The sequence below is a fragment of the Falsiroseomonas frigidaquae genome (assembly GCF_012163145.1).
In the GTDB taxonomy this organism is placed as follows: domain Bacteria; phylum Pseudomonadota; class Alphaproteobacteria; order Acetobacterales; family Acetobacteraceae; genus Falsiroseomonas; species Falsiroseomonas frigidaquae.
The window spans coordinates 560331-586431 of sequence record NZ_JAAVTX010000001.1; the positions used below are offsets into that span (position 1 = coordinate 560331).

The following is a 26101-nucleotide window of genomic DNA, read 5'->3' on the forward strand; positions in this document are numbered from 1 at the left end:
TCTCCTCAGGCCAAAGCCGCGATCGGCGCGGGGTCGCCGCCCAGCGCCGCGGTGACCGCCAGCGCCTCCTGCATCACCAGCGTGGTGCAAAGCCGTTCGGCGGCGGCGTCGAAGCGGTACAGCGGCAGGGTCAGGCCGATGGACCCGGCCACCACGCCCTCCGCCCCCAGCACCGGGGCGGCGATGGCGGCCACATCCTGCAGCCGCTCGCCCCGGCTGATGATCGGCAGGCGCGGCCTTTCGCCGGGCGGCGGGTCCAGCGCCAGCAGCGCGCGGCCATGCCCGCCGATGCCGAGCGGCTGCATTTCCCCCACCCGCGCGAAATCGCGCACCGGATGCGGGCTTTCCAGGCGGAACAGGCAGCGGCGGCGGTCGCCGTCGCGGACGAAGAAGGTGGCGCTCTCGCCGCTTTCGCCACGCAGCCGTTCCAGTGCCGGGCGCACATGGTCATCGAGGCGCAGGCTGCGCCGGAAGCGCTCGCCCAGCAGCAGCAGCGTGGCGCCCAGCACATAGCCGCCGGCGGGCAGGCGGGTGACGAAGCCGTGGCTTTCCAGCGTGCCGAGCAGCCGCAGCGCGGTGGTCAGGTGCAGCCCGCTGCGCCGCGCGAGATCGGCCAGCGGCAGCGGCCCGTCTTCCTCCCGGAACGCGTCGAGCAGCGCCAGGGCGCGGTCCACCGCGCGCACATTGCCCTCCACCGTGCCCAGGGCCTCAGGCATGATCTCGGGCGCACGCCGGGGGCGCGCGGGCAGGTCCTTGGACTTCCTCACCCGGGAAGCCTAGCGGGTCTTTCCGCAGCATGGAAGTGTGTTGCGCCTGGTGGAGAAGGCCGCTATCGCCGCGGCAGGACGGGCAAGACCCGCCACCAATCGGAGACCCCACATGTCCGCACGTTTCGCCGGCAAGATCGTCCTCGTCACCGGCGCGGGGTCTGTCGGCACAGGCTGGGGCAATGGCCGCGGCATCGCCGTGGGCTTCGCGCGCGAAGGTGCCACCGTGATCGGCGTCGACCGCGACATGGCCGCGATGGACGAAACCGCGCAGCGGGTGGCGGAGGTGCAGGGCATCTTCCACGCCGCCGAATGCAACGTCACGGACAGCGCCGCCATCGCAGCCCTCGTCGCGCGCATCGTCGCCGAGCACGGCCGCATCGACATCCTGGTGAACAATGTCGGCGGTTCCGCGGCCGGCGGACCGGTGGAGATGGCGGAGGAGGTCTGGGACGCGCAGATCGACCACAATCTGAAAAGCGTGTTCCTGACCTGCAAGCATGTGATCCCGGTGATGGAGGCGGCCGGTGGCGGCGCCATCGTCAACCTGGCCTCCACCAGCGGCATCCGCTGGACCGGCGCGGCGCAGGTCGCCTATGCGGCGTCGAAGGCCGGCGTGATCCAGTTCTCCCGCGTCGTCGCAATCCAGTACGCCACCAAGGGCATCCGCGCGAACACCGTGGTGCCGGGCCAGATGCACACGCCGATGGTGGAAGTGCGCCTGGCCGGCCAGCGCGCAGGCGGCGATGTCGATGCGCTGATCAAGCAGCGCCTAGCGCGCATCCCGCTCGGCTTCGCCGGCGATGGGCGGGACACGGCGAATGCCGTGCTGTTCCTGGCCTCGGAGGAAGCGCGCTTCATCACCGGGACCGAGCTGGTGGTGGATGGCGGCATGTCCGTGCGCTGCGGCTGAAGCTTTCCGGGCCAGGCGGCAACGCCTGGCAATCCGCAAGATGCGCCTGGATCGTCAGGCCCTCAGCGCGGCAGAGCCTGGATGCGGTCGAGCGGTAGCCAAGCGTGCCACAGCAGGCCCTCCGCCCGCCAGTCCACCGCCAGGCGGCCACCGAGCTGGCGCACCACCGTCGCCTCGATGAGGGATGAGCCGAAGCCGCGGCGCGGCGGCGTCCCGCAGGCATCCGGCCCGCCCGTCTCCGCCCAGCACAGCTGGAGCTGGCGCTTCCCGGCCTCATCGTCCACCAGCCACCAGCTGATCCGGACCTGGCCGGCCGGCACCGAGAGCGCGCCGTATTTCGCGGCGTTGGTCGCCAGTTCGTGGAAGGTCATGGACAGCGCCTGCACCGCGGCAGGGGACAGCGCCAGGGCCGGGCCCTCGAACGCCGCGCCGGGGCCGGAAGCGGCCAGGAAGGCCGCCACCTCCCCCTGCAGCACCGATCGCAGCTCCGCGCCGGACCAATGCGCCGCGGCCAGCAGCGTATGGGCGCGGGACAGCGCCATCACGCGGCCCTCGATAGCGGTGGCGAAGGCCGTCGCATCGTCCCGCGGCGTCAGTCGCAACGCCGCCTGCACCACCGCCAGGGCGTTCTTGGCGCGGTGGTCCAGCTCCCGCGACAGCAGCGCCTGGCGTTCCTGCGCGTCCCGCCGCGCCGTCACGTCCTGCGTGGTGCCGATCAGCCGCAGCGCCGCGCCGGTGCCGGCATCGCGCTCCACCGCCCGGCCGTGGCTTTCCACCCAGCGCCACTGCCCATCCGGCCGCAGGAACCGGTACTCCACCACATAGCGTTCCGCTTCACCGCGCCGCACCGTCTCCACCGCCTCCGCCAGCCGGCTGCGGTCATCGGCGTGGATGCGGTCGCGCCAGGATGGGTAAGCGCCGAACTGCGCCTCCGAGCCGTAGCCGAAGATTTCCAGCGCGCGCCCGGTCCGTGTGGCACGGCCATTCTGCAGGTCCACCTCCCAGGCGCCGAGTTCCGCCGCCTCCAGCGCCAGGCGCAGGCGTTCCTCGCTGTCGCGCAGCGCCTGCTCGGCCAGCTTCAGCGCGGTAACGTCGACATGGGCGCCGATCATCCGCACCGCGCGGCCCTGGGCATCGCGCTCCACCTCCGCCCGGGCGGAGACCCAGCGCGTGCCTTCCTCCGTCACCACCCGGTAATCCTGCACATACTGGGTGGTGCCGGTACCCGCGGCGATGGCGTGCAGGAAATGGGCCTCGGCGCGGTCCCGGTCCTCCGGGTGCAGGTCGCGGATCCAGCTTTCATGGCTGCCATCGACCTCGGTCCTGCTGCCGTGCAGGTCGAGATATTCGGCAGAACGGCGGCTTTCGCCGGTGCGGAAGTCGATCATGAAGCCACCGACGCGGCCGATCCGCTGCACCCGGCGGAGTTCCTCGCCCCTTTCGCGCAAGGCGGCCTCCGCCGCGGCCACGGCCAGGCGCAGCCGCTCGAATTCCAGCACCTTGGCCGGCGCCACGCTGGCGGCCGGCGGGGTGCGGCCGCCGGCCACCGCCTCGGCATGCGCCACCAGCGCCTCCACCGGCCGCAGCAACCGGCGGGTCAGCGCCGCGGCCAGCGCCAGCCCGATCAGCAGCGCCAGCGCCCCGCCGCCAACCAGCGCCAGCAGCGGCCCGCGCCGCGCCGCGGTGAAGGTCGATTCAGGCTCGTTCGCCCACACCATCCAGCCGGGCGCGGCTTCCAGGCGGTGGAAGGCGGTGCGGAGCGCCGCGCCATCCAGCAGGCTGCGTCCGTGCAGGATGCCCGATGTACCGAGTTCACCGTCCGCCGCCCGCGTGGGCCGGACCAGGCCGACCAGCTGCGCGGCGGCGCGCGAATGCCCCACTATCACGCCAAGGCCATCGGTCAGCGCGGTCGCACCCGGCCCGGTGCTCTCGCGCTGCGCCAGCAGGGCGGACAGGCGTTCCGGCCGCAGCGGCATGCCGACCACGCGCCAGACAGAGCCGCCGCGCAGGATGGGCGCGAAGACGAAGGCCACCGTCTGGCCGGAGACGCGACCGGCGGCAAGGTTCGTCACCACCGGTTGCCCGCTGGCGAAGACCTGGGCCACCCAGCGTCCGCCGCCGCCCGGCCCCAACGCGCCGCCCGGCCCGGGCAGTGCACTGCTTTCGGGATAGGTGTTCAGCAGCGGCCGCCCGCTCCGGTCCATGACCACCACCCAGCCCCCGAAAGCCGCGCCCACTTCGCGGGCCAGGCTGGCGAAGGCCGCTTCATTCGCCTGCGGAAAGGCCGCGAGGACGGTCAGCGCCGCGACATGCCCGGCAATATGGGCGTCGATCCCCGCCGACAGCGCCTGCGCCCGGTCGATCAGCGCCGTCTCGCCCGCCGCGGTGCGGCTGCGCAGCGCCTCCCACGACGCGGCCGCACCGAAGGCCAACGCCGGCAGCAGCACCGCCAGCACCAGCACGACCAGATGGCCACGCAGCCGGAAGGGCCGTCTGCCAGGCCAGATGGGAGCGGGTTTGGAGCGGGCGGGCGGCCCCTCCCCGGGCGCCGCGGCGGCCCTTCCGGGGGTCCGTTCGGATCTCATCGCGGCACCATACCAGGGTTGCCGCACCGTGCACGAATGCAACGGCCAGCGCCCCGATGCCGGCTGCGGGGCGGATCGGACGGCCTTGCGGGGCGCGCGTTTCGGACCCAGATGGCAGGAATCGTCAAGGCGGCGGCTGCCGCCCACTGCCCGTTTTCTTGTGCCCAACCGGGGCCACACGATGGGAGGATGCGATGCATCGCCGCGGCCTGCTTACCCTTACCGGGGCGGCCTTCGCCGCTCCCCTCGTCCTGAATGCACGCCGGTCCGCCGCCGCCACGCCAAGCCCGCCGCCGGGATACCGCGTGACCTGGTTCGACGCCAGGCAACCCGGTGCGACGGAGCGTGTCGGCTCGCGCGACATCACAGCCGCCGGCGACGGCACCTTCTGGTTCTGCGGCCAGCGCAACGGCACGCTGAACCGGCTCAATCCGCGCGAAGGGTCGATCCAGGAGGTGAAGCTGGGCGCCGGCGCCCGGCCGCATGGCGTCATCACCGGGCCGGACGGCGCCGCCTGGGTGACGGAGGGCGGGCAGAACGCGATCGCGCGCGTCGATCCGAAGGACCACAGGGTCCAGATCTGGAAGCTGCCGGAGCGCTTCGCCAACGGCAACCTCAACACCGCCGTCTTCGACCCGCAGGGCACGCTGTGGTTCACCGGCCAGAACGGCATCTATGGCCGCTTCAGGCCGGCCTCCGAGCAGATGGAGGTGTGGGAGGCGCCGCGCGGTCGCGGCCCCTATGGCATCACCCGCACGCCGCAGGGCGGCATCTGGTACGTCTCGCTCGCCGGCAACCACCTGGCGCAGATCGAGGATCTGGAGACCGCCCGGGTGCGGATCATCGAGCCGGCGACGCCGAACCAGGGCGCCCGCCGGGTCTGGAGCGACAGCCAGGGGCGCCTGTGGATCAGCGAATGGAACAGCGGCAACGTCTCCGTCCATGACCCGCGCGACGGGTCCTGGAAGGCCTGGCGCCTGCCGGGCGAGCGGCCGCGGGCCTATTCGGTGTGGGTCGACCCGACGGATAAGGTCTGGCTGACGGACTTCCCCGGCAACGCCATCGTCCGCTTCGACCCGGCGGATGAGAGCTTCCTGTCATTTCCGTCGAACCGGCCGGGCGCCAATGTGCGGCAGATGGACGGCGTGGCGGGCGAGGCCTGGGGCGGCGAGAGCGGCACGGATCGCATCGTCCGGATCGAATACGGGCTTTGATCCGCGGCTTGGTGCTGCTGCTGGCGCTACACGGGGCGGCGCTGGCGCAGGAGGGCCGCGCGGTCTTCGAGAACCACTGCGCGAGTTGCCATGCCGTGGACCGCGATGCCCCGGAACAGGCCGGACCGAACCTGGCGGGCGTGATCGGCCGGCGCATCGGCGGCGACCCCGCCTTCGGCTACTCCCCGGCGCTGGACCAGGCAGGGAAGCAGGCCGGCGCCGTGTGGGACCGGGACCGGCTGCTGCGCTTCCTGGCCGATCCGGAGGAGATGTTCCCCGGCACCTGGATGGGCGCCAACTTCCTGGCCGATGCGGCGGACCGCGCGGCGGTGGCGGATTACCTTCAGTCGGCCAGGTAGCGCGAGGCGAGATGCGCGGTGAAATCGGCCGGGTCCAGTGGCTTGCCGGTGGCCGACCGCAGCAGGTCCTGGAAGCCGAGGCGGGCGCCCTGGCCATGCACCTTGTCGCGCAGCCAGGCCATCATCGGCGCCATGTCGCCGCGGGCGAGCTGCGCATCCAGCTGCGGCTCCGCCCGGCGCAGCGCCGCCATCAGCTGAGCGGCGGCCATGGCACCCAGCGTATAGCTGGGGAAGTAGCCGAAGGCGCCGTCATGCCAGTGGATGTCCTGCAGGCAGCCCAGCGCGTCGTTCGGCGGGGCGATGCCGAGTGCCGTGGCGAGCCCCGCATTCCAGGCCTCCGGCAGTTCCGCCACCTCCAGGCTGCCCTGGATCATGGCGCGTTCCAGGCGGAAGCGCAGGATGACGTGTGCGGGGTAGGTCATTTCATCCGCATCGACGCGGATGAAGCCGCGCTCCACCCGCCGCCACAGTTTTCCGAGGTTCTCCGCCGCATAGGGCGCGGGGTCGCCGCCGAAGGTGGCCTGCAGGCGGGCGCTGAGGAATTGCAGGAAGGCGTCGGAGCGGCAGGCCTGCATCTCGACGATCAGGGATTGCGATTCATGCGCCGCCATCCCCGCGGCCTCGCCAACCGGCTGGCGGGCGAAAGCCTCCGGCAGGCCGCGTTCGTACATCGCGTGGCCGGTCTCATGCAGCACGCCGAGCAGCGCCTTGGCGACGTTGGCCTCGTCGTAGAAGGTGGTGATGCGGACGTCGGTGGGCGTGCCGCCGCAGAAGGGATGCAGGCTTTCATCCAGCCGGGCATGGGCGAAATCCAGCCCGACCACCTGCGCCATGGCGCGGCAAAGATCGCGCTGGGCGGCCACCGGGAAGGGGCCGGGCAGCGGCAGGGCCGGGCCGCGGCGGGCCTGGATCGCCTCCGCCCGCGGCAGCGCCTCGGCCAGCCAGGCCTCGTAGGCCGCGAAGACCGGGTCCACGTCATCGGCGGTGACGCCGCGCTGGTAGCCATCCATCAGCGCATCATAGGGCGCCATGCCCAGCGCCTCCCCCAGCCCTTGCGCCACTTCCCGCTGCAGCCGCACCACTTCGGCGAGGTAGGGGCGGACCAGGGCGAAGTCGGCGGCGGCCTTGGCCTGGCGCCATACCTTCTCGCAAGCCGAATTGGCCCGCTCCACCGCCTCCACCAGCGCGGTCGGCAGGGCGGTGGCGCGCAGGTGTTCGTGGCGCATCAGGTCGAGATTGGCCTGTTCCCAGGGCGTCGTCCCGGTCGCCTCGCCCAGGTCGAGCGAGACATCCGGCGACACCAGCAGGTCGTGCCGCAGGCCGGCCAGCGCGGCGAGCTGTTCGCCACGCGCCGCGCCGCCGCCCGGCGGCATCATGGCGCTGGCATCCCAATGCAGCATGCCCGCCGCCTCCCCCAGGGCACCGAGGCGGGCGAAGCGGGCGGTCAGGCGCTGATAGGCGGTCATGCAGGTTCCCTCAGGCGGCGGCGGGCCCAGACGGCGAAGACGCCGAGCAGGGACAGCGCCAGGCCATACCAGGTGATTGCGTAGCCGAGATGGCTGTTGGTCGGGCGCGGCAAGGTGCGGGCCGGGTCGGGAAGCCCGTCAGCCGGGCCGAGCACCACGAGGCCATAGGGCGCCACCCGATCCAGCCCCAGGGCGCCGCCGATCGCGGCCGGGACGAAACTGTAGAACCGCCGGCCCACGGTATCGTCGGTGGCCGCGAACAGGCCGAGCGTCTCGCCGGGGCGCACATAGCCTTCCAGCGTCACCGGGCCCTCCGCCCGGGCGATGGGCCGGCTGCTTTCCAGCGGCACCCAGCCGCGATCCACCAGGATGGCCGGCGCATCCTCGCGCAGCAGCGGCACCAGCAGGTGGGTGCCGAGCACCGGCCCGCGCACCTCCAGGCCCAGCAGCGCCTCCCGCCCATGGTCCAGGCGGCCGGTGACGGCGACCTTGGTCCAGGGCTGCGGCTCGGCCGGGATGGGGATGGCGGGGTTGGCCTCGGCGGCGGCGATATCGGCCAGCAGCTGCGTCTTCCAGCCCAGCCGCTGCACCTGCCAGGTGCCGAGGGCCAGCAGCACGCCCAGCACCGGCAACATCACCAGCACGGGAAGCAACAGCCGGCGCATCAGGCCCCCCGTTGGCGCCAGGTCAGCGCGACCAGCGCCGCCTTGGCAAAGCGCATGGTCACGATGGAGGCCGGGATCAGCAACGCGGGCCACAGCAGCGCATGCACCCAGAGCGGCGGTTCCAGGCGGAATTCCACCAGGAAGGCGCCGATCATGGTCAGCGCGCCGAGCACGAAGATGCCGAGCACGGCCGGGCCATCCCCCTGATCCTGCGCCGAAAGATCAAGCCCGCAGGCGGCGCAGCGCGGCACCACGGTGAGCAGGCCGGAAAACAGGTGCCCCTGGCCGCAGCGCGGGCACCGGCCGAGGATCGCGACCCTCCAGAACGGCGCGACCCCGCCCGCCGAGGCGGACGGGGTCGTTTCATGCGTCATACGGGTGCCGCTCAGTGCGGCATGATCTCCCCGGCGCCCCACCAGTAGATGGAGACGAACAGGAACAGCCAGACCACGTCGACGAAGTGCCAGTACCAGGCGGCCGCCTCGAAGCCGAAATGCTTTTCCGGCGTGAAGCCGCCGCGCAGCGCGCGGATCAGGCAGACCGTCAGGAAGATGGTGCCGACGATGACATGGAAGCCGTGGAAGCCGGTGGCGAGGAAGAAGGTCGAGGGATAGACGCCGCCGGAGAACTGGAACGGCGCCTCGAGGTACTCCACCGCCTGGAAGAAGGTGAAGAACATGCCGAGGAACACGGTCAGCGCCAGGCCGGTGATCAGCCCCTTGCGGTCATTCTCGATCAGCGCGTGGTGCGCCCAGGTCACCGTGCAGCCGGACAGCAGCAGGATCAGGGTGTTCAGCAGCGGCAGGCCGAAGGGGTCGAAGGTCAGCGTGCCGGCCGGCGGCCAGACCGCGGTGGCGGCGGCGGAGCCGGAGACATGGTCCGGGAACAGGGCGAAGTGGAAATAGGCCCAGAAGAAGGCCACGAAGAACATCACCTCGGAGGCGATGAACAGGATCATGCCGTAGCGCAGGCCGAGCCGGACCACCGGCGAATGCAGGCCGGCGGTGCTGCTCTCCTTCAGGATGTCGCGCCACCAGAAGAACATGGTCGCCAGCACGCCCGCCAGGCCGACGCCGAGCATCCACCAGCTGTTGTAATGGGCGATCATGACGATGCCGAGCACCAGCGCGCCGCCGGCGAAGGCGCCGAGCAGCGGCCAGGGGGACGGATCCACCAGGTGGTAGGGGTGCTTGTAGGTCGGGTGGCCGGATTCGCTTGCCATGGTCGTCCTGGTATCCGTTCGGTCTGCGCGCATCCTGGCGGGCTGCGCGAAATCAATCCTCGAAGGCGGCGACTTTTTCAAGCCTCCGCCCGCGCGGGGTGGGGTCTCAAGGCGTGGCGGAGGGCCGCCGGCCGACATGCGGTCCGGCACTGGCCAGCGCGCCGGCGCGATCCGCGTCGTTCAGGCTGCGGAAGAAGGTGTAGCTGACGGTGATGGTGCGGATGTCCCGCGTGTTCGGGTCCTGCGAGATCGCCGGGTCCACCCAGAAGGCCAGCGGCATGTCCACCTGCTGGCCTGGCTGCAGGGTCTGTTCCTCGAAGCAGAAGCAGGCGGTCTTGTGGAAATACTTGCCCACCACCTCGGGCGTCACGTTGTAGGTCGAGATGCCGGTGGAGGGGCGTTCGCCGCTGCTGGTGGCGTTGTAGAAGGCGACCCCCTCCTCCCCCACCCGCAGGCGCAGGCTCGGCACCGCCGGCTCGAAGCGCCACGGCAGGTTGGGCTGCGTATTCGCGTTGAAGCGGATGGTCAGCACCTGTTCCCCGGCGCCGGGCGCCGCGGCGCCGCCGATCATCGGCGTGCCGTTGAAGCCGGTGACGCGGCAGAACAGGTCGTATAGCGGCACGGCCGCGAAGCTGACGCCCACCATGCCCGCCACGCCGGTAAAGGCGGCCAGCACGGTGCGGCGGTTGCGGCGGTCGAGGCGTGATTGCTGGTCCGGTGTCATGGCGTCAGCCCTGCATCAGCCGCGCGGTGGCGATGAAGTAGAACAGCACCACCAGCGCCAGCAGCGCGCCGAGCAGCGCCCAGTTGCGGCCGCGGCGGCGCTTCTCGAAGGCCAGCTTTTCTTCCGGCGTCATGCGAGCACCAGGCGGTCGATCGCGAGGGCACCGAACAGGATGAACAGGTACATCAGCGAATAGGCGAAGGTGCGGCGCGCGGCCGCGTCCTGCACCAGGCTGCGGCCGGTCTCGTCCTGCTCCTCCCGCCAGGTGCGGATGGCGTGGTAGAGGAAGCCGCCGCCCAGCGCCACGGCCACCGCGGCATAGGGCAGGCCGGCGAAGCCGACGAACCAGGGCGCCAGGCCGGCGACGGCCAGCACCACGGTGTAGATCAGGATTTGCTTGCGGGTTTCCCGCGCGCCCTTCACCACCGGCAGCATCGGCACGCCGGCGCGGGCGTAGTCACCATGCGCCCAGAGCGACAGCGCCCAGAAATGCGGCGGGGTCCAGGCGAAGACGATGGTGAACAGCAGCCAGGGCACCAGCGTGACGTCGCCGGTGACGGCGGCCCAGCCGATGATCGGCGGGAAGGCCCCGGCGGCGCCGCCGATGACGATGTTCTGGCTGGTCCGGCGCTTCAGCCAGGCGGTGTAGACCACCACGTAGAACAGGATGGAGAAGGCCAGCCAGCCGGCCGCCACCCAGTTCGTCGCCAGCCCCATCATGGCGACGGAGGTGACGGACAGCACAACGCCGAAGCCGAGCGCCGCATTCGGCGCGATGCGCCCGGCCGGGATAGGCCGGCGCTGGGTGCGGCGCATCACCGCATCGATGTCGCGGTCGTACCACATGTTCAGCGCACCGGCGGCGCCGGCGCCGATGGTGATGCAGAGCACCGCCGTCAGCCCCAGCACCGGGTGGATGTGCCCTGGCGCCACCAGCAGCCCGATCAGGCCGGTGAACACCACGAGCGTCAGCACGCGCGGCTTCAGCAACGCGATCCAGTCGCGAACCTCGGACAGGTCGCTGCCGGAGGCCGTCTCGGGACCGGCAACAGGGATCGTGGTGCTGCTCATCAAGCCTTACCGGACGCGCGGAAGTTCATCGAAGGAGTGGAAGGGCGGCGGGCTGCTGACCTGCCACTCCAGCGTCGTCGCACCCTCGCCCCACGGGTTCGCCGCCACCTTGGCGCCGCGCGCGAAGGTCACGTAGAGCACGTAGAAGAACATCAGGAACGCGGCGACCGAGATGTAGGAACCGACGGAAACCACCAGGTTCCAGCCCGCGAAGGCATCCGGATAATCCGGATAGCGGCGCGGCATGCCCTGGTTGCCCAGGAAGTGCATCGGGAAGAAGGTCAGGTTCACGCCGATGAAGGTGAGCCAGAAATGGATCTTGCCCAGCATCTCCGGGTACTGCCGGCCGGACATCTTGCCGAGCCAGTAGTAGATCCCGCAGTAGATGCCGAACACGGCGCCCAGCGACAGCACATAGTGGAAGTGGGCGACCACGTAGTAGGTGTTGTGCAGGATCTGCGTCAGGCCGGCATTGGCCAGCACCACGCCCGTCACGCCACCCACGGTGAACAGGAAGATGAAGCCGATGGCGAACAGCATCGGCGTGTCGAACTTCAGCGAACCACCCCACATGGTGGCGATCCAGGAGAAGATCTTGATGCCGGTCGGCACGGCGATGACCATCGTCGCCGCCATGAAGTAGGCGCGCGTGTCGACGTCGATGCCCGACTGGAACATGTGGTGGGCCCACACGATGAAGCCGACCACGCCGATCGCGACCATGGCATAGGCCATGCCGAGATAGCCGAAGATCGGCTTGCGGCTGAAGGTGGACACCACGTGGGAGACGATGCCGAAGGCCGGCAGGATCATGATGTAGACTTCGGGATGGCCGAAGAACCAGAACAGGTGCTGGAACAGCACCGGGTCGCCACCGCCGGCCGGGTCGAAGAAGGCCGTGCCGAAGTTGCGGTCGGTGATCAGCATGGTGATCGCACCCGCCAGCACCGGCACCGCCAGCAGCAGCAGGAAGGCGGTGACCAGCATGGACCACACGAACAGCGGCATCTTGTGCAGGGTCATGCCCGGCGCGCGCATGTTGAAGATGGTGGTGATGAAGTTCGCCGCGCCGAGGATGGAGGAGGCGCCAGCCAGGTGAAGGCCGAACAGCGCCAGGTCCATCGCCGGACCGGTCTGGTAGGTGTCATCCGACAGCGGCGGGTAGATCGTCCAGCCCGCGCCCGCGCCACCGCCGATGAACAGCGAGGCGCCCAGCAGCAGGAAGGCCGGGACCAGCAGCCAGAAGCTGATGTTGTTCATGCGCGGGAAGGCCATGTCCGGCGCGCCGATCATCAGCGGTACGAACCAGTTGCCGAAGCCACCGATCAGCGCCGGCATGATGACGAAGAACACCATGATCAGCCCGTGGGCCGAGACATAGGCGTTCCACATCTGGCCATCGGCGAAGATCTGCATGCCGGGCTGCTGCAGCTCGATCCGCATCAGCAGCGACAGGCCGATGCCGACCAGCGCGGCGATCAGCGAGAAGCCGATATAGAGGGTGCCGATGTCCTTGTGATTGGTGGAGAACAGCCACCGGTTCACGAAGTTCGGCTTGTGATCGTGATGATCGTCGTGCGCGTGTGCCGCGGTCGCCATCGGGGTGTATCCGCTTCTGATGTTGGCTTCGGGGCCGCCTTACCGGCGGACCTCGGCGACGTTGATCTGGTTACCGGTGGCCGGCGCGCCAGGGGTGGCGCTGGCGGCGATCGCCGCGGGCGGGCCCGGCGGCAGACCCTCGGCGAAGCGCGTGCGCGCCTGCGCGACCCAGGCGTCATATTCCGCCTGCGGCACGGCGCGGACCACGATCGGCATGAACCAGTGGTTCACACCGCAGATCTGGTTGCACTGGCCGTAGAAGGTCCCAGGGCGGTCGGCGCGCATCCAGGTCTCCAGCGTCCGGCCGGGGATGGAATAGCGCTGCACGCCGAGCGAGGGGACGAAGAAGGAATGGATCACGTCCTGGCCCGTGGTCAGCACCCGCACATTGGCGCCCACCGGGATCACCAGGGGGTTGTCGACCTCCAGGTTCCGCATCTGCCCGGCCTGCAGGTCTTCGTTCTGCACCGGGTAGCTGTCGAAGGTGAAGTTGCCGTTGTCCGGGTAGCCATAGTGCCAATACCACTGGCGGCCCTGGACGTTGACCGTCAGGTCCGCCTCCACCGTCCGGTCCTGGTAGTAGATCAGCCGGAAGGACGGGATGGCGATGACCACGAGGATCAGCACCGGCACCACCGTCCAGGCGATCTCCAGCATCGTGTTGTGGCTGGTGCGGGAGGGGTTGGGGTTCGACGCGGCCTTGAAGCGCCACATCACATAGGCCAGCAGCGCCGCCACGAAGATCGTGATGGCGACGATGATCCAGAACACCAGCGTGTTGAAGGACGAGATCGCGTCCTTGATCGGCCCGCCGGAGGCCTGCAGCCCCATGCCCCAGGGCTGCGGCGCGCCAATCATGGCGTCCTGCGCCACGGCCGCCTGGGCCAGGGCTGCCGCCGGCACGCCGAAGGCGGCCAGCGCCGCCGCCAGGCATGCCAGACCCAGCAGGCCGGTCACCCGGCCCGCCACCTGCCGACCCGTCATTTTCCGAAACGCACCGATCACGTGCCGCATCCTGTCATCCCGTCAGCGCACCGCGTCGCGCGCCGAAACTGTCGCAAGACCGAGGGGCGGCCCGCCCGCCCCGGTCCCAAGCGCGCCTCTTCCACCGCCGCCGCGGCAGGTCGCGCTGCGGGCGGACCATAGTGTCCGCCCTTGCACCGCACAAGTGACGCCGCCCATCACTTCCGCAAGCCGCCGGCCTGCTGCCCCGTTGGTAAGGTTAAGAAATTACCAGGTCGAGCATGCCCATGGGCATAGTCGCACCCGAATCGTCAACGGGGAGGAAACGCCGAGACGCCGTGGAATCAGGCAGCTACGGCAAAACTGGCTTCCGGCAGGTTGCGCACCCGCACCAGGGTGAACAGGCCGGCCGGCCTGCAGGCTTCAATCGCCTCCACCTGCACCAGGCTCGGATCCAGCAGGTCCCGCAGCGCGAAATCCGGGTGCCAGCCCAGCAGGCGGGACAGCGGCGCCATCGCGCGCTCCACCCACCAGCGGGGACCATCCTCGGCCGCGAAATGGTTCACGAACAGCAGGTGCCCGCCGGGCCGCACGACGCGCGACATCTCGCCGTACAGGCGCTTCGCATCCGGCACCACGCTGGCGGTGAACATCGCCACGGCGATGTCGAAAGCGCCATCGGCGAAGGCCATCCGCTCGGCGTCCATCTCCGCCAGGCCGACGACCTGCCCGAGTCGCTCCTCCCGCACCCGCTCCGCCGCCTTCTCCAGCATCTCCCGCGACAGGTCGATGCCGACCACGCGCTTGTCGCCGCCGTAGCGCGGCAGGGCGAGGCCGGTGCCGACGCCAACTTCCAGCACGCGGGTGCCGGGCAGGCGGTTCACCTCCGCCACCGCGCGGCGGCGGCCGAAGGCGGAGACCCCGCCGAACACCGTGTCATACACCCCGGCCCAACGCCGGTAGGCATCGCGCACGCCCGCCGCATCGAGCGCGGTGCGCGGGTGGTCGCGTTCGGGAGCGTCGGTTCGGATGGTCATGCCGGGCCAATTGCAGGAATAAGCAAGGGGCTAGTCCTTTCAGGCTGGTTTAGGCAAGCCCGATGATGACACCGGGTTGTCACGCAAGCGCCGGGCAGCCGCCAAAAGGCCATCACGTCCCTGCCATCGGCGCTGTTCCGGCCGCTGCTCACGGCCCGCGCGGGTTTGCCGCTCACGGATCACGACCCTGGCGGCTCTCACCGGGTCGCCCGCCTCTCCGGCAGTGCCACCAGGATGCCGCCCGCGGCAATGATGACCGCCCCCAGCGCCGTCCATCCATCCGGCCAGTCGCCGAACACCAGCACCCCGGCCAGCCCCGCCCACAGAAGCTGCGTGTAGGACATCGGCGCCAGGACGGAGGCCGGCGCGCGGGCGAAGGCCAGCACCAGCAGGCAATGCCCGGCCCCGCCGAGCAGGCCGAGCGCGGCGAACAGCGGCCAGTCCCACACCCCCGGCGTCACCCATACGAAGGGCTGCGCCAGGCCGGTCACCAGCGCGGCGGCGATCGAGGTGTGCACGAAGGTGGTGTGCGGCTCATCGACCCCGGCCAGCTTGCGGGTCAGGATCTGGTAGACCGTATTGGCCACCGCGGTGACCAGCGGCAGCAGCATGGCCCAGTGCAGCGCCTCCCCGGTCAGGAAGGGCGGGCGCAGCGCCACCAGCACGCCGGCCAGCCCGATGCCACAGCCCAGCCAGCGGCGGGGCGAGACCTTCTCGCCAAGCCAGACCGCGGCCAGCGCCACGGTCAGCACCGGTGCGGCGAAGGCCACCGCCGTGGCATCGGCCAGGGGGATATGGATCAGCGCCACGGACAGCGCCGCATTGGCGGTGGCGAGGCACAGGCTTCGCAGGGTCTGCAGCCACGGTGCGCGGCTGCGGAACGGCACCTTGCCGGTCAGCAGCTTCAGCGCCGCCATCACCAGCAGCGTGTGGAAGACGAAGCGCACGAACATGAGCTGCGGCACGGCGTGGTTCGCCACCAGCACCTTGAGCAGCGCATCCATGGTGACGAACAGCGCGAGCGCCACGAGTTGCAGCAGCACGCCCTGGAGGGACCGTGACATGCCAGTCCCTATGCCAGCGACGATCCTGCCCGAGCACCCCGTATCCCGGCGTGGCCGCCCCGCGCGCGGGGCGGGGCGACGTCAGGCCGCGTCTTCGCGCCGGTCCCGCGCCTTCACATAGGCCACCGCCGCATGCTGCGTGCAGTACGGCTTGCCCGGTGTCGCCTCGGCGGAGCAGAAGCGGAAATCCGGCGTCCCCGGCTCGCCGATCGGCCAGCAGCAGCTGCGTGCCGAACCGAAGCGCGGGAAGGAGCGGACGACCGCCGGCTGCGGCGGCGCCATCGGGACCGGGGGCGGAACCTGGGGCTGGTTCGCCGCCTGCGGCGCACCAGCGGCCTGGCTGGCTGGCGGGGCAGGCAGCGTGCTGCGCGAAGCCACCGCGACCGGGCGCGGCAGGCGCATCGGCGCGGGCTGCGCCGGGCGTTCCACCGCCTCGCGGCGGATCGGGCTGGGACGCGCCGGCAGGTTCAGGCGATGCGCCTTGCCCACCACCGCATTCTTCGAGATGCCCATCCGGCGGCCGATCTCAGCCGTCGAATGACCTTCCGCCCAGAGCGCCCGAAGCCGCTCGATGGCCTCCGCTGTCCAATCCATGCGCTCTCTCCACAACCCCGCCTGACACAACATACGGTAGGGCAACGCGGGGGACGACTACAAGTTGTAGAATGAGCCGAAGCGCATGATTCCTGTGGACAGACTGGGGCGAAGCTTTCCGAACCTTAACGCAAGGTCAGAACAGCAGTCCTTTCTTCAGCATCCCGTGAACACCCTTCTCGCCGTTCACCGTCTGCGTCACCCGGAAATCCACCGCCAGCGAGCAGAGCTGGTAGGCATCGGCGGCGGAGACGTTCATCCGCGCGACGATGAAGGCGATCATCTCCCGCAGCGCCTGCTTCATGGCAAGGTCGAGATCCTCGTTCATCCCCATGGAAATGAAATGCGTCTTCGTCTCGGCGCGCGGGAAACGCAGCGCCGGGTCCTGCGCGCCGCCGCCCTTTTCCAGTGTCAGGCGGAAATGGCCGGTCAGGCACATCTCCAGCGCGTTGATGCAGACCTCGCCATCACCCTGCACGCCGTGGCCGTCGCCGGCCGAGAAATTACCGCCGGGCACATGCACCGGCAGCCACAGCGTGGTGCCGGCCGTCAGTTCCTTGTTGTCCAGGTTGCCGCCATGCGCCCGCGGTTCCTTGGTGGAGATCGCGCCCCAGGGTGCCGGCGGGGCCACGCCCATCACGCCGAAGAACGGCGACAACGGCAGGGTCACGCCCGGGCCGACCGGCACGTGCCCGGTCATCGCCGCCTTGTCGACCGGGATATGCAGCATGCGCTGGTAGGGGAAATCCTCCGGCAGCGTGCCGAATAGCGGGCGGAAGCCGCAGAAGCCCCAGTCGCAGCCCAGCTCGATCTGCTCGATGTCGATCCGCAGCGCATCGCCCGGCTCGGCGCCCGCCACCGCCACCGGCCCGGTCAGCATGTGCGGCCCCAGGCGCGGCGGCTTGGCGGCGTGGATGGCGGCCAGCGCGTGCGGGATCCGCAGCCCCGTCTCCGGCTTCGGCATCACCTCGGGCGCGCCGGAGACGCATTCCAGCACCACCAGGTCGCCGCTGGCGATGGTGAGGACCGGGTCGAAGCTGGCGTCGAAGGCGCCCCATCGAATGGTCTCGGGCGTGGCGGCGATGCGGTGGCTGGCGGGCATGGGGCACCTCAGTGGATCAGGAAGGCAGTGCAGCAAGGCCGCAAGGGCCGGTCAATGTGGTGGCCTAATGCGACTGCAGCCGGGTGCTGAGGCGGCGCTGGTCGGTCGGGCAGACGCGGCCGAGGCGGCGGTATTCCTGCGGGGTGTCGATCGCGTCATGCCCCGCCTCCCGCGCCTCGCGCAGCCGCGCCAGCACCGGCTCCACCGCCGCCGTCAGATCCTCCTGCAGCTGCAGCGCGGCGGCGCCGGCATCGGGGGCTTCGGCCCGGGCGCGGGCCGCCCAGGCGCGCGCCGCCTGGCGCAGGCCATCCGCGGCGTCGCGCAGCGTGCGGCGGTTGACCTCGGCATGGCGGCGCTCATGCGCCAGCACCTGCCGCGCCAGGCAGCCGCCGCGCGGAATCTCCCGTGCCAGGCGGATGCTGTGCTCGGCATGCACCAGGCTCAGCCGCACCTCGGAGGGCACGCCGCAGACCGGCCCGGCATCCGGCCCCTGGCTGCGGACCGTGATCTCGCTGCGCCATTCCACCCGCGACATGGTCAGGCCCAGATGGTGCAGCACGGTGCCTGGGGTGGATTCCTCCGGCAGGTCGGCCAGCCGGCGCAGATCCTCCGCGCTGACCGGGGCCAGCACGCGCGGATCGGGGTCCGAGACGGTGACGCGGACCAGCGGCGCACCGCGCGGCGGGCAGGCCACCGGTGCCGGGACGGGCGGCGGCATGGCCGGCTGCGGCGAAGGCTGGGCCTGCCCCTGCCCCGCGGCCAGCAGCAACAGCAGCGCGAGGAACAGGAAGGGCAGGATCAGAACCAGCCCTTGCGCTTGAAGTAGACGATCGGCAGCACGGCGGAGACCACCATCAGCCCGAGCGCCGCCGGGTAGCCCCAGGCCTGGTTCAGCTCCGGCATGTACTGGAAATTCATGCCGTAGATGCTGGCGATCAGCGTTGGCGGCATCAGTGCGACGGAGGCCACGGTGAAGGTCTTGATGATGTTGCTCTGCTCGACATTGACGATTCCGAGCACCGCGTCCAGCAGGAACTGCGCCTTGTCGTTCAGCACCTTCGAATGGTCCACCAGGCTTCGCACGTCCCGCACCAGGGTCTTGATGAGAACCTGGTTCTCCTTGCGGACCGCGTGCGACTTCTCCGCGCCCACGAAGGTCAGGATGCGCGACAGGCCCAGCAGCGTCTCCGAGGCGCGGGTCGTCACCTCTCCCACCAGGCCGAGCGTGATCAGCGTGTCGCGCAGATGCTCGCCGCCCAGCGTGGTCTTCGGGCCGGTCTTGGCCTTGGCCCGGGCGCCGCGGAAGGTGGCGGAGGAGGCGCGGTCCATATCCGCCCCCAGCCGTTCCAGGATATCCGCCAGCCGGTCGACGATCTGCTCGAACAGATGCAGCATAACCCCGTCGGCGGTGGAAACCAGCACCGGGTTGCGCTGGCAGCGCAGGGCGAAGACGGAAAACGCCTTCGGCGTGGCATAGCGCACGGTGACCAGCGCCTGGTTGCTCAGCACGAAGGTGATGGGGGTGGAGCCGTAGTCGCCGCCATCCACGCCGTAGAGAAAGTTGGCGGTCAGGAACAGCGCATCATCCTCCCGATACAGGCGGGAGGAGCTTTCGATTTCCTGCATCTCCTCCCGGGTCGGGATTTCCAGGCGCAGCGCATCCTGCACCGCCCGCTCCTCCTCCGCCGTCGGATTGAGCAGGTCGATCCAGACCGCGCCGGCGATCTGTTCCGGCGGCAGGACCCCGTCGCGCAGGGCGAGGCGACCGTCAAGGACGGCGTAGCTCGTCATCATGGTTGATTGGACTCCCGCGCCCGGGGGGCACGGGGCATCTAGCCTGCCGCGATGGTGCCTGTCACCGGGGGCAGCGGCAGCTTGAACAGCCGGGCGACACCGGGGAAATCGGCCGCCTGCCGGTGTCGCCCGCAGGCCACGGTGCCATCCTGCGGACGGACGAGTTGGCAGGTCATCAGTCCGCTGGAAGCCGCGGCGTCCAGTTCCTCCGCCACGTCGGACAGGAACAGGATGTCCCCCGGCGGGTGGCCGGCCTCGGCGGCGATGGATGCATAGGCGGCGGCCTCCCGCTTGGCGCCGATGCGGGTGTCGAAGAAGCCGGAGAACAGCGGCAGCAGGTCACCGGCCTCCGAATGGCCGAACAGCAGCTTCTGCGCGCCGACCGAGCCCGAGGAATAGACCGCGAGCGCCACCCCCGACGCATGCCAGGCGCGCAGGCAGGGCGCCACATCCGGCCAGAGATGGCCGCGCAGCCGCCCATCGGCGAAACCCGCCGCCCAGATCAGCCCCTGCAGGGATTTCAGCGCGGTCACCTTGGCATCCGCCGCCATCCAGCCGCGCAGGGTCGCCGCCTGGTCCGGGCCCGGCACCTCGGCCAGGATCGCCGCCACCTCAGGCTCCGTGCCGCGCGCGGCCAGGAAGGCATCCAGCTCCGCCTCGGCGAAGGGGAACAGCGTATCCTTGACGAAGGCGATGGCGCTGGTGGTGCCCTCGATATCCGTCAGCACCAGCGCCGGGCGGGTGCTCATGCCGTGGCGGCGGGGAAGCGGTTCGCCATGTCCGTGCCGGTGTAGTGCGGGGTCCAGCCGGAGGTGTCGGTGAAGACGCGCAGCACGGCGAAGTTCGGGTTCTCCCCGGCGTCGAACCAGTGCTTGGAATTGGCCGGCACGGAAATCAGGTCGCCCGGCGTGCAATGGGCGTCAAAGACCTTCCCATCCACATGCAGCACGAAATTGCCCGAGCCGGCATGGAAGAAGCGCACCTCATCCTCGGTGTGGATGTGCTCCGACAGGAACTTGGCGCGCATCGCGTCCTTCTGCGGGTGGTCCGGCGTCAGCTTGATGACATCCGCGGTGCCCGCGCCAGTCTCGCCCATGAAGGCATCGAGGCGCGGGCGATAGGCCTCCAGCACCGCCTCGGCCGGGGCGTCGGCGGGCAGGTCGGCCAGCGGCCATTGCTCGAAGCGCACGCCGATGGCGGACAGGGCCCGGCCGATCTCGGCGGGGTCCTCGGTGACCTGGATCTGCGCGTCGGTCGCGGCATCCCAGACTGTCAGGCGGCTCATCGCAGGCTCCTTTCCTCAAGCACACAGCGCAGCATGAATTCCAGCCCCTCCATGCGGGCCAGCGCCATGGGCATGTCGGGCGCCCATACATAGGACCCGTGGCCTTGGATCAAGTAGCCTGGCGGGATGGCTCCCATGCCGTCCCACAATGCATCCAGGCCGCGCTGCATGCGGGCGATGTCCTGGTCGTTCGGCACCACCGGAAGGTCCACGCTGGCCTCATGCGTCGGCAGGCCGGGAAACACCTTCAGCAACTCGTAGCCTGCCAGTGTCACGCTGCCGCCCGCGACGCGGGACAGCACGGTGTTGGCGATGGAATGGCCATGCAGCACGGCGCCGGCTTCCGGGAAGCGACGGTAGATGCCGCAATGCAGAAGGGTCTCGGCGGAGGATCGCTTCGCCGGATCCTCCGCCACGCCATCCAGGTCCACCACCATCACGTCATCGGTGGTGAGAAAGCCCTTGTGGCGGCCGGAGACGGTGACGGCGAGGCGCCGCGCATCCAGCCGCACGGAGAAATTGCCCGCCGTTGCCGGCACCCAGCCCAGCGCATCCAGCCGCCGCCCGGCGGCGACGATCTGCACCGCCGCCTGCTCCTCCAGCCTCATGCCGCGCGCGCTTCCGGATAGGCGCGGTACTGCCAGGCGAGCAGGCCGACGCCGACGGCGAGGCCAACGAGATCGGTCATGCCCTCCGGCGCCATCAGGGCGAGGCCGGCGGCGCCCGCCACCAGGCGCAGCGGCAGAATGAGGCGGCCATTCAGCATCCAGCCTTCCGTCGCGCAGGCCAGCAGGAACACGCCGCAGCCCGCTGTAGCCACCGCCTGCAGGATCACCACCAGTTCCCCCTGCGCCAGCAGCGCCGGAGAGATCCAGAACATGAAGGGCACGATGAAGGTGGCAAGACCCAGCTTCACCGCGATCATGCTGGTCTTCCACATATCGGCACCGGCCATGGATGCAGCGGCGAAGGAGGCCAGCGCAACCGGCGGCGTGATCGAGGACAGGATGGCGAAGTAGAAGATGAACATATGCGCCACCAGCGCCGGCACGCCGATGTTGATCAGCCCTGGCGCCACCACGGCCGCCGCGATGGCATAGGCCGCCGTGGTCGGCACTCCCATGCCGAGGATGATCGCCACCACCATCGCGAACAGCATCGCCAGGAACTCGGAGGAAGACGCGATCTCCAGCAGCATGTTGGCGAAGCGCCCGCCCACCCCGGTGAGTCCGATGACACCGGCCACCAGCCCGGCCGCGGCGCAGACGGCGATGAGCTGCATCACCTCCTTCGCCGAGCCTGCCAGGGCGCGCTCGATGGCCTGGAACAGCTCCACCATGGCGCCCACCACGCCGGCCACCAGCCCTTCCCGCCGCAGCACAAGGCGATGCACCAGGAAGGTCACCAGCATGATGGCGATGGTGGCGGCGATGCCGGTGGCCGCCGCGCGGAATGGCGAATACCCCAACACCAGCATGACGATCATCAGGATCAGCGGCGCCGCCATGTAGGCGCGCCGGCCGAGGTCCACCCAGCGCGGCAATTCGTCGCGCCGCAGACCCATGATGCCGGACTTGCGGGCGTTCAGGTCGCAATGGATGTAGTTGGCCAGGTAGAACAGCAGCGCCGGGATCAGCCCGGCGAGCGCGATCTCCGTGTAGGGAATGCCGAGCACCTCGGCCATGATGAACGCGCCGGCGCCCATCACCGGCGGCGTGATCTGCCCGCCGGTCGAGCTCGTCGCCTCCACGGCCGCCGCGGTTTCCCGCGAATAGCCGACGCGGCGCATCATCGGGATGGTGAAGGTGCCGGAGGCGACGACATTTGCCACCGCGGAGCCGGAGATGGCGCCGAACAGGATGCCGGAGATGACGGTGACCTTGGCCGGCCCACCGCGCGCCCGGCCAACCAGCGCCAGGGCGAAGTCGTTGAAATAATCGCCGGCCTTGGAGGCTGTCAGGAAGGCGGCGAAGGTGACGAACAGGATGATGAAGGTGGCCGAAACCTGCACGATGGTGCCGAGCACCCCGTTGTTGTTGAACAGTTCCACGACCGCCTGATCGAAGGCGATTCCGCCGTGGAACAGGATGCCGGGCATCCAGGGGCCGACGAAGCAGTAGGAGATGAACAGCACGGCGATCAGCGGCATGATGAAGCCGGCGGTGCGACGGGCGAATTCCAGCACCAGCAGGATGCCGACGCTGCCGACGGCGATGTCCTGCCAGTTCGGTCCCATGAAGGACCGCATCTCGATGCCGTCCGCATCCAGCATGTAGTGCAACGGCACCAGCAGGCAGGGGATCATCAGCAACCAGTCGTACCAGGGCACCCGGGTTCCAGCGCCTGCCCCACCCTGGACCGCGACCGGCGCGAACAGCGCGAAGCCGAGCGCGGCGCCAAGAAACACATGGGCCGCGCGCGCCACCGTGGGATCGGCAGGCGCGACCAACAGGATCCACATGTGCCACAGCACGAAGGCAACGGCGGCAGCGCGCCAGGCATAGCCCTGCCACCCGGCCAGCTCACGCCGGGCGGACGCGAACTCCATGTCGTCGATCTGCACAACGCCCGGGCTGGCGCCAGAAGTTGCTGCCGCAGCCGCGTCCGCAGTCGCGCCTGGCGCACCACCCGAGGCGTGCCCTGCGCCGCCCATTGCCGGCCTATTCATTCTTGAAGCCCCCCAAACGCAACGCGCCGGCCCCGTTTACCAGGGTCGGCGCGCGACCCCACCTTCTGGCGGGGCACGTCCATTGCGCTCCGAGACTAGGCCGGGGGCGCCTTGCGATCAACCAGCGATGCCAGCAACCCGCGACGCCGGCGCTCCACGACCGGCACGGGCCTGCGCCCGCCCCGGAGAGCCGACCGGCTGCCTCAGGCCGCCGGGCGGGACGGATTCGCCGTCTGCGCCGTGGTCTGCTGGGTGCCAGGCGCGGCGATGGAGCCGGTGGGCGGCACCGGCGTCTGCGCCGCCGGGTCTGCCGCCATGGAGGCGTCCTTGCCGTCCTCCTCCTTGATGTTGGCCTTGAAGGACTTGATGCCCTTCGCGACGTCACCCATCAGCCCGCTGATCTTGCCGCTGCCAAACAGCAGCAGGACGACCAGCAGAACGACAAGCCAATGCCAGATGCTGAAAGAACCCATAGCGACGCCTCGATCCCGTGAGTGGCCCACCCGTGGCAGGGGGCCGGATTGCCTCGGGGCCGGAGAGTAATCCGCCCCGGCGTCTTCCGCAAACCGCACATGGCCTGTCGCCGCGCCCGAGACAACCGGGGGCGGCCCGATAATCGGTTTTCCGCGCCGGCCGGCGGGGCCTGCCGGGGCCGCGGGACAGATGGCCAAATTATTTCCGCCCGTCCATGTGCGGAGGGGTTGAAGCTCCCTCCCTCCGCCCCCAATTCGCGCCTCGATCCGGGCCCCTCTGGCGGTCCGGGCGGTTTTCCGGCGCTTCGCCGGCCGCCGCCCCCGTGATGTCGGATCGCCAGAGCCTGCCACGACCCCGGCCCGGATCGTGACACCCGCGCCGGGGTGCCCCTGTGAAGTCGTCTGATTCCGTCCCGAAAGGGCGGCGGCTTCCGCATGACCCGGAGCGAAACCTTCATGGATTTTCTACTGTTCGAATGGATCGGCAAGCCGATCTGGATGTGGGCCGGCTTCCTGGCCATCGTTTTCGCCCTGCTCGCCTTCGACCTCGGCGTCCTCAACAGGAAGGACCGCGAGATGGGCATCGGCGAGAGCCTGTGGCTGTCCGCCTTCTACATCGGCTTCGCCACGCTGTATGGCGGCATGATCTGGTGGGCCTATGAGGCCGGGCACATCGCCACCGAGGACGGCACCCATGCGGGCGTCACCTATTTCACCGGCTTCTTCATCGAAAAGGCATTGTCGATCGACAATGTCTTCGTCATCAGCCTGATCTTCGGCTTCTTCGCGATCCCCCGGAAGTACCAGTACCGCGCCCTGGTCTGGGGCATCATCGCCGTCATCGTGCTGCGCGGCATCATGATCGGCGTCGGCGCGGCGCTTGTGCAGGAATATGACTGGCTGCTGTTCATCTTCGGCGCCTTCCTGATCGGCACCGGCATCAAGATGATGGTGGTGCCGGAAGGCGATGCCGACATCTCGAAGAACCCCGTGGTGCGCTTCCTGAAGCGCCACATGCGGGTGACGGATGAGCTGCACGACCAGAAGTTCTTCGTCCGCAAGCCGGACCCGAAGACGGGCAAGATCGTCGCCTGGGCCACGCCGCTGTTCCTGGCGCTGGTCGTCATCAACCTGGCCGACCTGGTCTTCGCGGTGGACAGCGTGCCGGCGATCTTCGCCATCACGACCGACACCTTCATCGTCTATACCGCCAATATCATGGCGATCCTCGGCCTGCGCGCGCTGTACTTCGCGCTGTCCGCCATGGTGCACCGCTTCCACTACCTGAAGTATGCGCTGGCCATGGTGCTGGTGTTCATCGGCGCGAAGATCTTCTGGAACCAGATCTTCGGGAAGGTGGACCCGGCCGTCTCGCTCGGCGTCACCGCGGCGCTGATCGCGGGCGGCGTGTTCTACTCCCTGTGGAAGACCCGCAACGCGCCACCGGCAGATAATGCGCTGGAGGCCGAGCAGGCGGCGATCGAGCGCGCCGGCTGAACCTGCGAAAAGGGCCGGCACCCGTCCCGGGTGCCGGCCCCTGGCCTCGTGCGGCTCAGATCTTCGCGGTCAGCTTCGCGGCGATCTCGAACATCTCCTCCGGCGCGTAGTCGGGCGTGAAGGCGGAGGGCACGCCGGTGAGCTGGTGGATCTTGCCGCCCTCCGGCATGCCGGGCACCACCTCCAGCTCACCCGGCGGATCGCCGGGCAGCGCCATCTCGCCCTGCCCCCAGATCGCCGACATCTCGGCATAGTCGTTCGGGCTGAAGCGATAGAGCCGGCGGTGCGACCCCTCATCCAGGTATTTCTGGCATTCGGGGATGTTCATCAGGTTGATGTTCGGCGTCGGCAGCATCTTGTGGATGTCGACGCCGGTCAGCTGCTGTAGCGCCAGGCCATAGGCATGGGCATGCACCGATCCGCGCACCAGCAGGTAGCCGCAGACCTCCCGCGCCGTCGGGTCCTTCACCGTCTCATAGACCCGCAGCTTGTGCAGCCGCGCGCCGCATTCCAGGTGGAAATTGTGCAGCAGGTCCACCACCACATTGCCCGTGGTGGTCACCATGTCCGCATTCCAGGACATGCCGTTGCTGTTCACCGGCACCGCGCCACCGCCATGCGAGAAGAAGCCGGCGGCCAGGCGGATGTCCTTCATGTCCGCGAAGGGCGCGCCGGAGATGTCGCCGCCATCACCCTCGTCATCGCCTTCGCTGTCGGGGCCGTTGTTCAGCATCGCCACGCCGTTGCTCACCAGCTCGACATGGCCCAGCTCCTCCGCCGTGATGCTGGCGACCAGGCTGTAGAAGGGGCGGAGCTTGGCCTTGCTGCGGAAGTTGAAGCTCTGGAACAGGTAGTTCCCGAGGGTCGACATCTCGCCATACTTGCCGCCGAGTAGTTCCTGCAGGGCCGCGGCCTCGTTGGGGTCCTGGCGCCGGGGCGGCGGCAATTCGGTCTGCAGCTTGTCGATGCGCAGGAACATGGGGCTTCTCCCGTTGGGTATACGGGACGAACGGCATCAGGCGGCAGCGGTTCTTTGCGG

27 protein-coding genes are annotated in these 26101 nt (G+C 69.7%); 4 read left to right on the forward strand and 23 right to left on the reverse strand.

Annotation, left to right across the window (positions count from 1 at the left end; translation table 11 throughout):
- Positions 1-5: 5 nt before the first annotated feature.
- The gene (locus HB662_RS02715) at positions 6-716 is read right to left on the reverse strand and encodes an IclR family transcriptional regulator (RefSeq protein ID WP_168046862.1); all 711 of its coding nucleotides are present in this window, start codon (positions 714-716) and stop codon (positions 6-8) included.
- A 163-nt stretch (positions 717-879) separates the two neighbouring features.
- On the opposite strand from HB662_RS02715, the gene HB662_RS02720 reads away from it, so the two are divergent.
- A complete protein-coding gene (locus HB662_RS02720; protein WP_168046864.1) occupies positions 880-1680 on the forward strand; it encodes an SDR family NAD(P)-dependent oxidoreductase in 801 nt (266 codons plus the stop codon).
- A 62-nt stretch (positions 1681-1742) separates the two neighbouring features.
- On the opposite strand, the gene HB662_RS02725 is transcribed toward HB662_RS02720, so the two are convergent.
- The gene (locus tag HB662_RS02725) at positions 1743-4265 is read right to left on the reverse strand and encodes a PAS domain-containing protein (protein WP_168046866.1); all 2523 of its coding nucleotides are present in this window, start codon (positions 4263-4265) and stop codon (positions 1743-1745) included.
- 305 nt (positions 4266-4570) lie between these two features.
- Here HB662_RS02725 and HB662_RS02730 point away from each other — a divergent pair, with 305 nt between their 5' ends.
- Together HB662_RS02730 and HB662_RS02735 are read left to right on the forward strand one after the other, a co-directional pair.
- Positions 4571-5479, forward strand: coding sequence for a Vgb family protein (locus HB662_RS02730; protein WP_168046868.1), 909 nt, complete (start codon positions 4571-4573; stop codon positions 5477-5479).
- Positions 5476-5838: a c-type cytochrome gene (locus HB662_RS02735; RefSeq protein ID WP_168046870.1), complete on the forward strand. Its 363-nt coding sequence runs from the start codon at positions 5476-5478 to the stop codon at positions 5836-5838. The genes HB662_RS02730 and HB662_RS02735 overlap by 4 nt, the downstream gene beginning before the upstream one ends.
- On the opposite strand, the gene HB662_RS02740 is transcribed toward HB662_RS02735, so the two are convergent.
- The 20 genes from HB662_RS02740 to HB662_RS02830 all read right to left on the reverse strand — a co-directional run bounded on the left by HB662_RS02740 (position 5823) and on the right by HB662_RS02830 (position 23565).
- The gene (locus tag HB662_RS02740; protein ID WP_168046872.1) at positions 5823-7304 is read right to left on the reverse strand and encodes a carboxypeptidase M32; all 1482 of its coding nucleotides are present in this window, start codon (positions 7302-7304) and stop codon (positions 5823-5825) included. The genes HB662_RS02735 and HB662_RS02740 overlap by 16 nt on opposite strands.
- Positions 7301-7969 carry an SURF1 family protein gene (locus HB662_RS02745; protein ID WP_168046874.1) on the reverse strand — a complete coding sequence of 223 codons (669 nt, stop codon included), beginning with the start codon at positions 7967-7969 and terminating at the stop codon, positions 7301-7303. The genes HB662_RS02740 and HB662_RS02745 overlap by 4 nt, the downstream gene beginning before the upstream one ends.
- Positions 7969-8343 (reverse strand): DUF983 domain-containing protein, encoded by a 375-nt coding sequence (locus HB662_RS02750; RefSeq protein WP_168046876.1) that lies wholly within the window; start codon positions 8341-8343, stop codon positions 7969-7971. Before HB662_RS02750 ends, HB662_RS02745 begins: the two co-directional genes overlap by 1 nt.
- Before the next feature lie 11 nt (positions 8344-8354).
- A complete protein-coding gene (locus HB662_RS02755) occupies positions 8355-9191 on the reverse strand; it encodes a cytochrome c oxidase subunit 3 (protein ID WP_168046878.1) in 837 nt (278 codons plus the stop codon).
- 106 nt (positions 9192-9297) lie between these two features.
- The gene (locus tag HB662_RS02760; protein WP_168046880.1) at positions 9298-9915 is read right to left on the reverse strand and encodes a cytochrome c oxidase assembly protein; all 618 of its coding nucleotides are present in this window, start codon (positions 9913-9915) and stop codon (positions 9298-9300) included.
- 4 nt (positions 9916-9919) lie between these two features.
- Entirely contained in the window at positions 9920-10048 is a 129-nt protein-coding gene (locus HB662_RS29590) for a hypothetical protein (protein WP_280863882.1), read from the reverse strand.
- Entirely contained in the window at positions 10045-10986 is a 942-nt protein-coding gene (locus HB662_RS02765; protein WP_168046882.1) for a heme o synthase, read from the reverse strand. The genes HB662_RS29590 and HB662_RS02765 overlap by 4 nt, the downstream gene beginning before the upstream one ends.
- Before the next feature lie 6 nt (positions 10987-10992).
- On the reverse strand, positions 10993-12585 hold the full coding sequence (gene ctaD, locus HB662_RS02770; protein ID WP_168046884.1) for a cytochrome c oxidase subunit I: 1593 nt from the start codon (positions 12583-12585) through the stop codon (positions 10993-10995).
- Positions 12586-12624: 39 nt separating this feature from the next.
- A complete protein-coding gene (gene coxB / locus HB662_RS02775; protein WP_171970203.1) occupies positions 12625-13569 on the reverse strand; it encodes a cytochrome c oxidase subunit II in 945 nt (314 codons plus the stop codon).
- 323 nt (positions 13570-13892) lie between these two features.
- Entirely contained in the window at positions 13893-14585 is a 693-nt protein-coding gene (locus HB662_RS02780) for a class I SAM-dependent methyltransferase (RefSeq protein WP_168046888.1), read from the reverse strand.
- 197 nt (positions 14586-14782) lie between these two features.
- Complete coding sequence (locus HB662_RS02785; protein WP_168046890.1) at positions 14783-15649, reverse strand: DMT family transporter; 867 nt, start codon at positions 15647-15649, stop codon at positions 14783-14785.
- Positions 15650-15730: 81 nt separating this feature from the next.
- Positions 15731-16243 (reverse strand): GcrA family cell cycle regulator, encoded by a 513-nt coding sequence (locus tag HB662_RS02790; protein ID WP_168046892.1) that lies wholly within the window; start codon positions 16241-16243, stop codon positions 15731-15733.
- A 136-nt stretch (positions 16244-16379) separates the two neighbouring features.
- A complete protein-coding gene (locus tag HB662_RS02795) occupies positions 16380-17345 on the reverse strand; it encodes an acetamidase/formamidase family protein (RefSeq protein ID WP_168046894.1) in 966 nt (321 codons plus the stop codon).
- Positions 17346-17409: 64 nt separating this feature from the next.
- The gene (locus HB662_RS02800; RefSeq protein WP_168046896.1) at positions 17410-18063 is read right to left on the reverse strand and encodes a hypothetical protein; all 654 of its coding nucleotides are present in this window, start codon (positions 18061-18063) and stop codon (positions 17410-17412) included.
- A gap of 80 nt (positions 18064-18143) precedes the next feature.
- Positions 18144-19139, reverse strand: a complete 996-nt coding sequence (gene corA / locus HB662_RS02805) for a magnesium/cobalt transporter CorA (protein ID WP_168046899.1) — start codon at positions 19137-19139, stop codon at positions 18144-18146.
- Positions 19140-19177: 38 nt separating this feature from the next.
- The gene (gene mtnC / locus HB662_RS02810; RefSeq protein WP_168046901.1) at positions 19178-19888 is read right to left on the reverse strand and encodes an acireductone synthase; all 711 of its coding nucleotides are present in this window, start codon (positions 19886-19888) and stop codon (positions 19178-19180) included.
- The gene (locus tag HB662_RS02815) at positions 19885-20424 is read right to left on the reverse strand and encodes a 1,2-dihydroxy-3-keto-5-methylthiopentene dioxygenase (protein ID WP_168046903.1); all 540 of its coding nucleotides are present in this window, start codon (positions 20422-20424) and stop codon (positions 19885-19887) included. Before HB662_RS02815 ends, mtnC begins: the two co-directional genes overlap by 4 nt.
- Entirely contained in the window at positions 20421-21032 is a 612-nt protein-coding gene (locus HB662_RS02820) for a methylthioribulose 1-phosphate dehydratase (protein ID WP_168046905.1), read from the reverse strand. The genes HB662_RS02815 and HB662_RS02820 overlap by 4 nt, the downstream gene beginning before the upstream one ends.
- Complete coding sequence (locus HB662_RS02825) at positions 21029-22972, reverse strand: TRAP transporter permease (protein ID WP_168046907.1); 1944 nt, start codon at positions 22970-22972, stop codon at positions 21029-21031. Before HB662_RS02825 ends, HB662_RS02820 begins: the two co-directional genes overlap by 4 nt.
- Before the next feature lie 323 nt (positions 22973-23295).
- Positions 23296-23565, reverse strand: a complete 270-nt coding sequence (locus HB662_RS02830; RefSeq protein ID WP_168046910.1) for a twin-arginine translocase TatA/TatE family subunit — start codon at positions 23563-23565, stop codon at positions 23296-23298.
- Between the two features lie 456 nt (positions 23566-24021).
- Here HB662_RS02830 and HB662_RS02835 point away from each other — a divergent pair, with 456 nt between their 5' ends.
- Positions 24022-25062: a TerC family protein gene (locus HB662_RS02835; RefSeq protein WP_168046912.1), complete on the forward strand. Its 1041-nt coding sequence runs from the start codon at positions 24022-24024 to the stop codon at positions 25060-25062.
- 55 nt (positions 25063-25117) lie between these two features.
- Here HB662_RS02835 and HB662_RS02840 read toward each other — a convergent pair whose 3' ends face one another.
- Complete coding sequence (locus HB662_RS02840) at positions 25118-26041, reverse strand: manganese catalase family protein (protein WP_168046914.1); 924 nt, start codon at positions 26039-26041, stop codon at positions 25118-25120.
- Positions 26042-26101: the final 60 nt, after the last annotated feature.

Excerpts from the sequence above, each read along its gene's own strand:
- HB662_RS02790 (WP_168046892.1), bottom strand. The coding sequence starts at position 16,243 with ATGGATTGGACAGCGGAGGCCATCGAGCGGCTTCGGGCGCTCTGGGCG.
- HB662_RS02795 (WP_168046894.1), bottom strand. The coding sequence starts at position 17,345 with ATGCCCGCCAGCCACCGCATCGCCGCCACGCCCGAGACCATTCGATGG.
- HB662_RS02750 (WP_168046876.1), bottom strand. The coding sequence starts at position 8,343 with ATGACGCATGAAACGACCCCGTCCGCCTCGGCGGGCGGGGTCGCGCCG.
- HB662_RS02765 (WP_168046882.1), bottom strand. The coding sequence starts at position 10,986 with ATGAGCAGCACCACGATCCCTGTTGCCGGTCCCGAGACGGCCTCCGGC.
- ctaD (WP_168046884.1), bottom strand. The coding sequence starts at position 12,585 with ATGGCGACCGCGGCACACGCGCACGACGATCATCACGATCACAAGCCG.
- HB662_RS02720 (WP_168046864.1), top strand. The coding sequence starts at position 880 with ATGTCCGCACGTTTCGCCGGCAAGATCGTCCTCGTCACCGGCGCGGGG.
- coxB (WP_171970203.1), bottom strand. The coding sequence starts at position 13,569 with ATGACGGGTCGGCAGGTGGCGGGCCGGGTGACCGGCCTGCTGGGTCTG.
- HB662_RS02825 (WP_168046907.1), bottom strand. The coding sequence starts at position 22,972 with ATGGAGTTCGCGTCCGCCCGGCGTGAGCTGGCCGGGTGGCAGGGCTAT.
- HB662_RS02785 (WP_168046890.1), bottom strand. The coding sequence starts at position 15,649 with ATGTCACGGTCCCTCCAGGGCGTGCTGCTGCAACTCGTGGCGCTCGCG.
- mtnC (WP_168046901.1), bottom strand. The coding sequence starts at position 19,888 with ATGAGCACCCGCCCGGCGCTGGTGCTGACGGATATCGAGGGCACCACC.
- HB662_RS02755 (WP_168046878.1), bottom strand. The coding sequence starts at position 9,191 with ATGGCAAGCGAATCCGGCCACCCGACCTACAAGCACCCCTACCACCTG.
- HB662_RS02760 (WP_168046880.1), bottom strand. The coding sequence starts at position 9,915 with ATGACACCGGACCAGCAATCACGCCTCGACCGCCGCAACCGCCGCACC.
- HB662_RS02830 (WP_168046910.1), bottom strand. The coding sequence starts at position 23,565 with ATGGGTTCTTTCAGCATCTGGCATTGGCTTGTCGTTCTGCTGGTCGTC.
- HB662_RS02815 (WP_168046903.1), bottom strand. The coding sequence starts at position 20,424 with ATGAGCCGCCTGACAGTCTGGGATGCCGCGACCGACGCGCAGATCCAG.
- corA (WP_168046899.1), bottom strand. The coding sequence starts at position 19,139 with ATGATGACGAGCTACGCCGTCCTTGACGGTCGCCTCGCCCTGCGCGAC.
- HB662_RS02780 (WP_168046888.1), bottom strand. The coding sequence starts at position 14,585 with ATGACCATCCGAACCGACGCTCCCGAACGCGACCACCCGCGCACCGCG.
- HB662_RS02820 (WP_168046905.1), bottom strand. The coding sequence starts at position 21,032 with ATGAGGCTGGAGGAGCAGGCGGCGGTGCAGATCGTCGCCGCCGGGCGG.
- HB662_RS02835 (WP_168046912.1), top strand. The coding sequence starts at position 24,022 with ATGGATTTTCTACTGTTCGAATGGATCGGCAAGCCGATCTGGATGTGG.
- HB662_RS02740 (WP_168046872.1), bottom strand. The coding sequence starts at position 7,304 with ATGACCGCCTATCAGCGCCTGACCGCCCGCTTCGCCCGCCTCGGTGCC.
- HB662_RS02725 (WP_168046866.1), bottom strand. The coding sequence starts at position 4,265 with ATGAGATCCGAACGGACCCCCGGAAGGGCCGCCGCGGCGCCCGGGGAG.
- HB662_RS02800 (WP_168046896.1), bottom strand. The coding sequence starts at position 18,063 with ATGCCGCCGCCCGTCCCGGCACCGGTGGCCTGCCCGCCGCGCGGTGCG.
- HB662_RS02840 (WP_168046914.1), bottom strand. The coding sequence starts at position 26,041 with ATGTTCCTGCGCATCGACAAGCTGCAGACCGAATTGCCGCCGCCCCGG.
- HB662_RS02745 (WP_168046874.1), bottom strand. The coding sequence starts at position 7,969 with ATGCGCCGGCTGTTGCTTCCCGTGCTGGTGATGTTGCCGGTGCTGGGC.
- HB662_RS02715 (WP_168046862.1), bottom strand. The coding sequence starts at position 716 with ATGCCTGAGGCCCTGGGCACGGTGGAGGGCAATGTGCGCGCGGTGGAC.
- HB662_RS29590 (WP_280863882.1), bottom strand. The coding sequence starts at position 10,048 with ATGACGCCGGAAGAAAAGCTGGCCTTCGAGAAGCGCCGCCGCGGCCGC.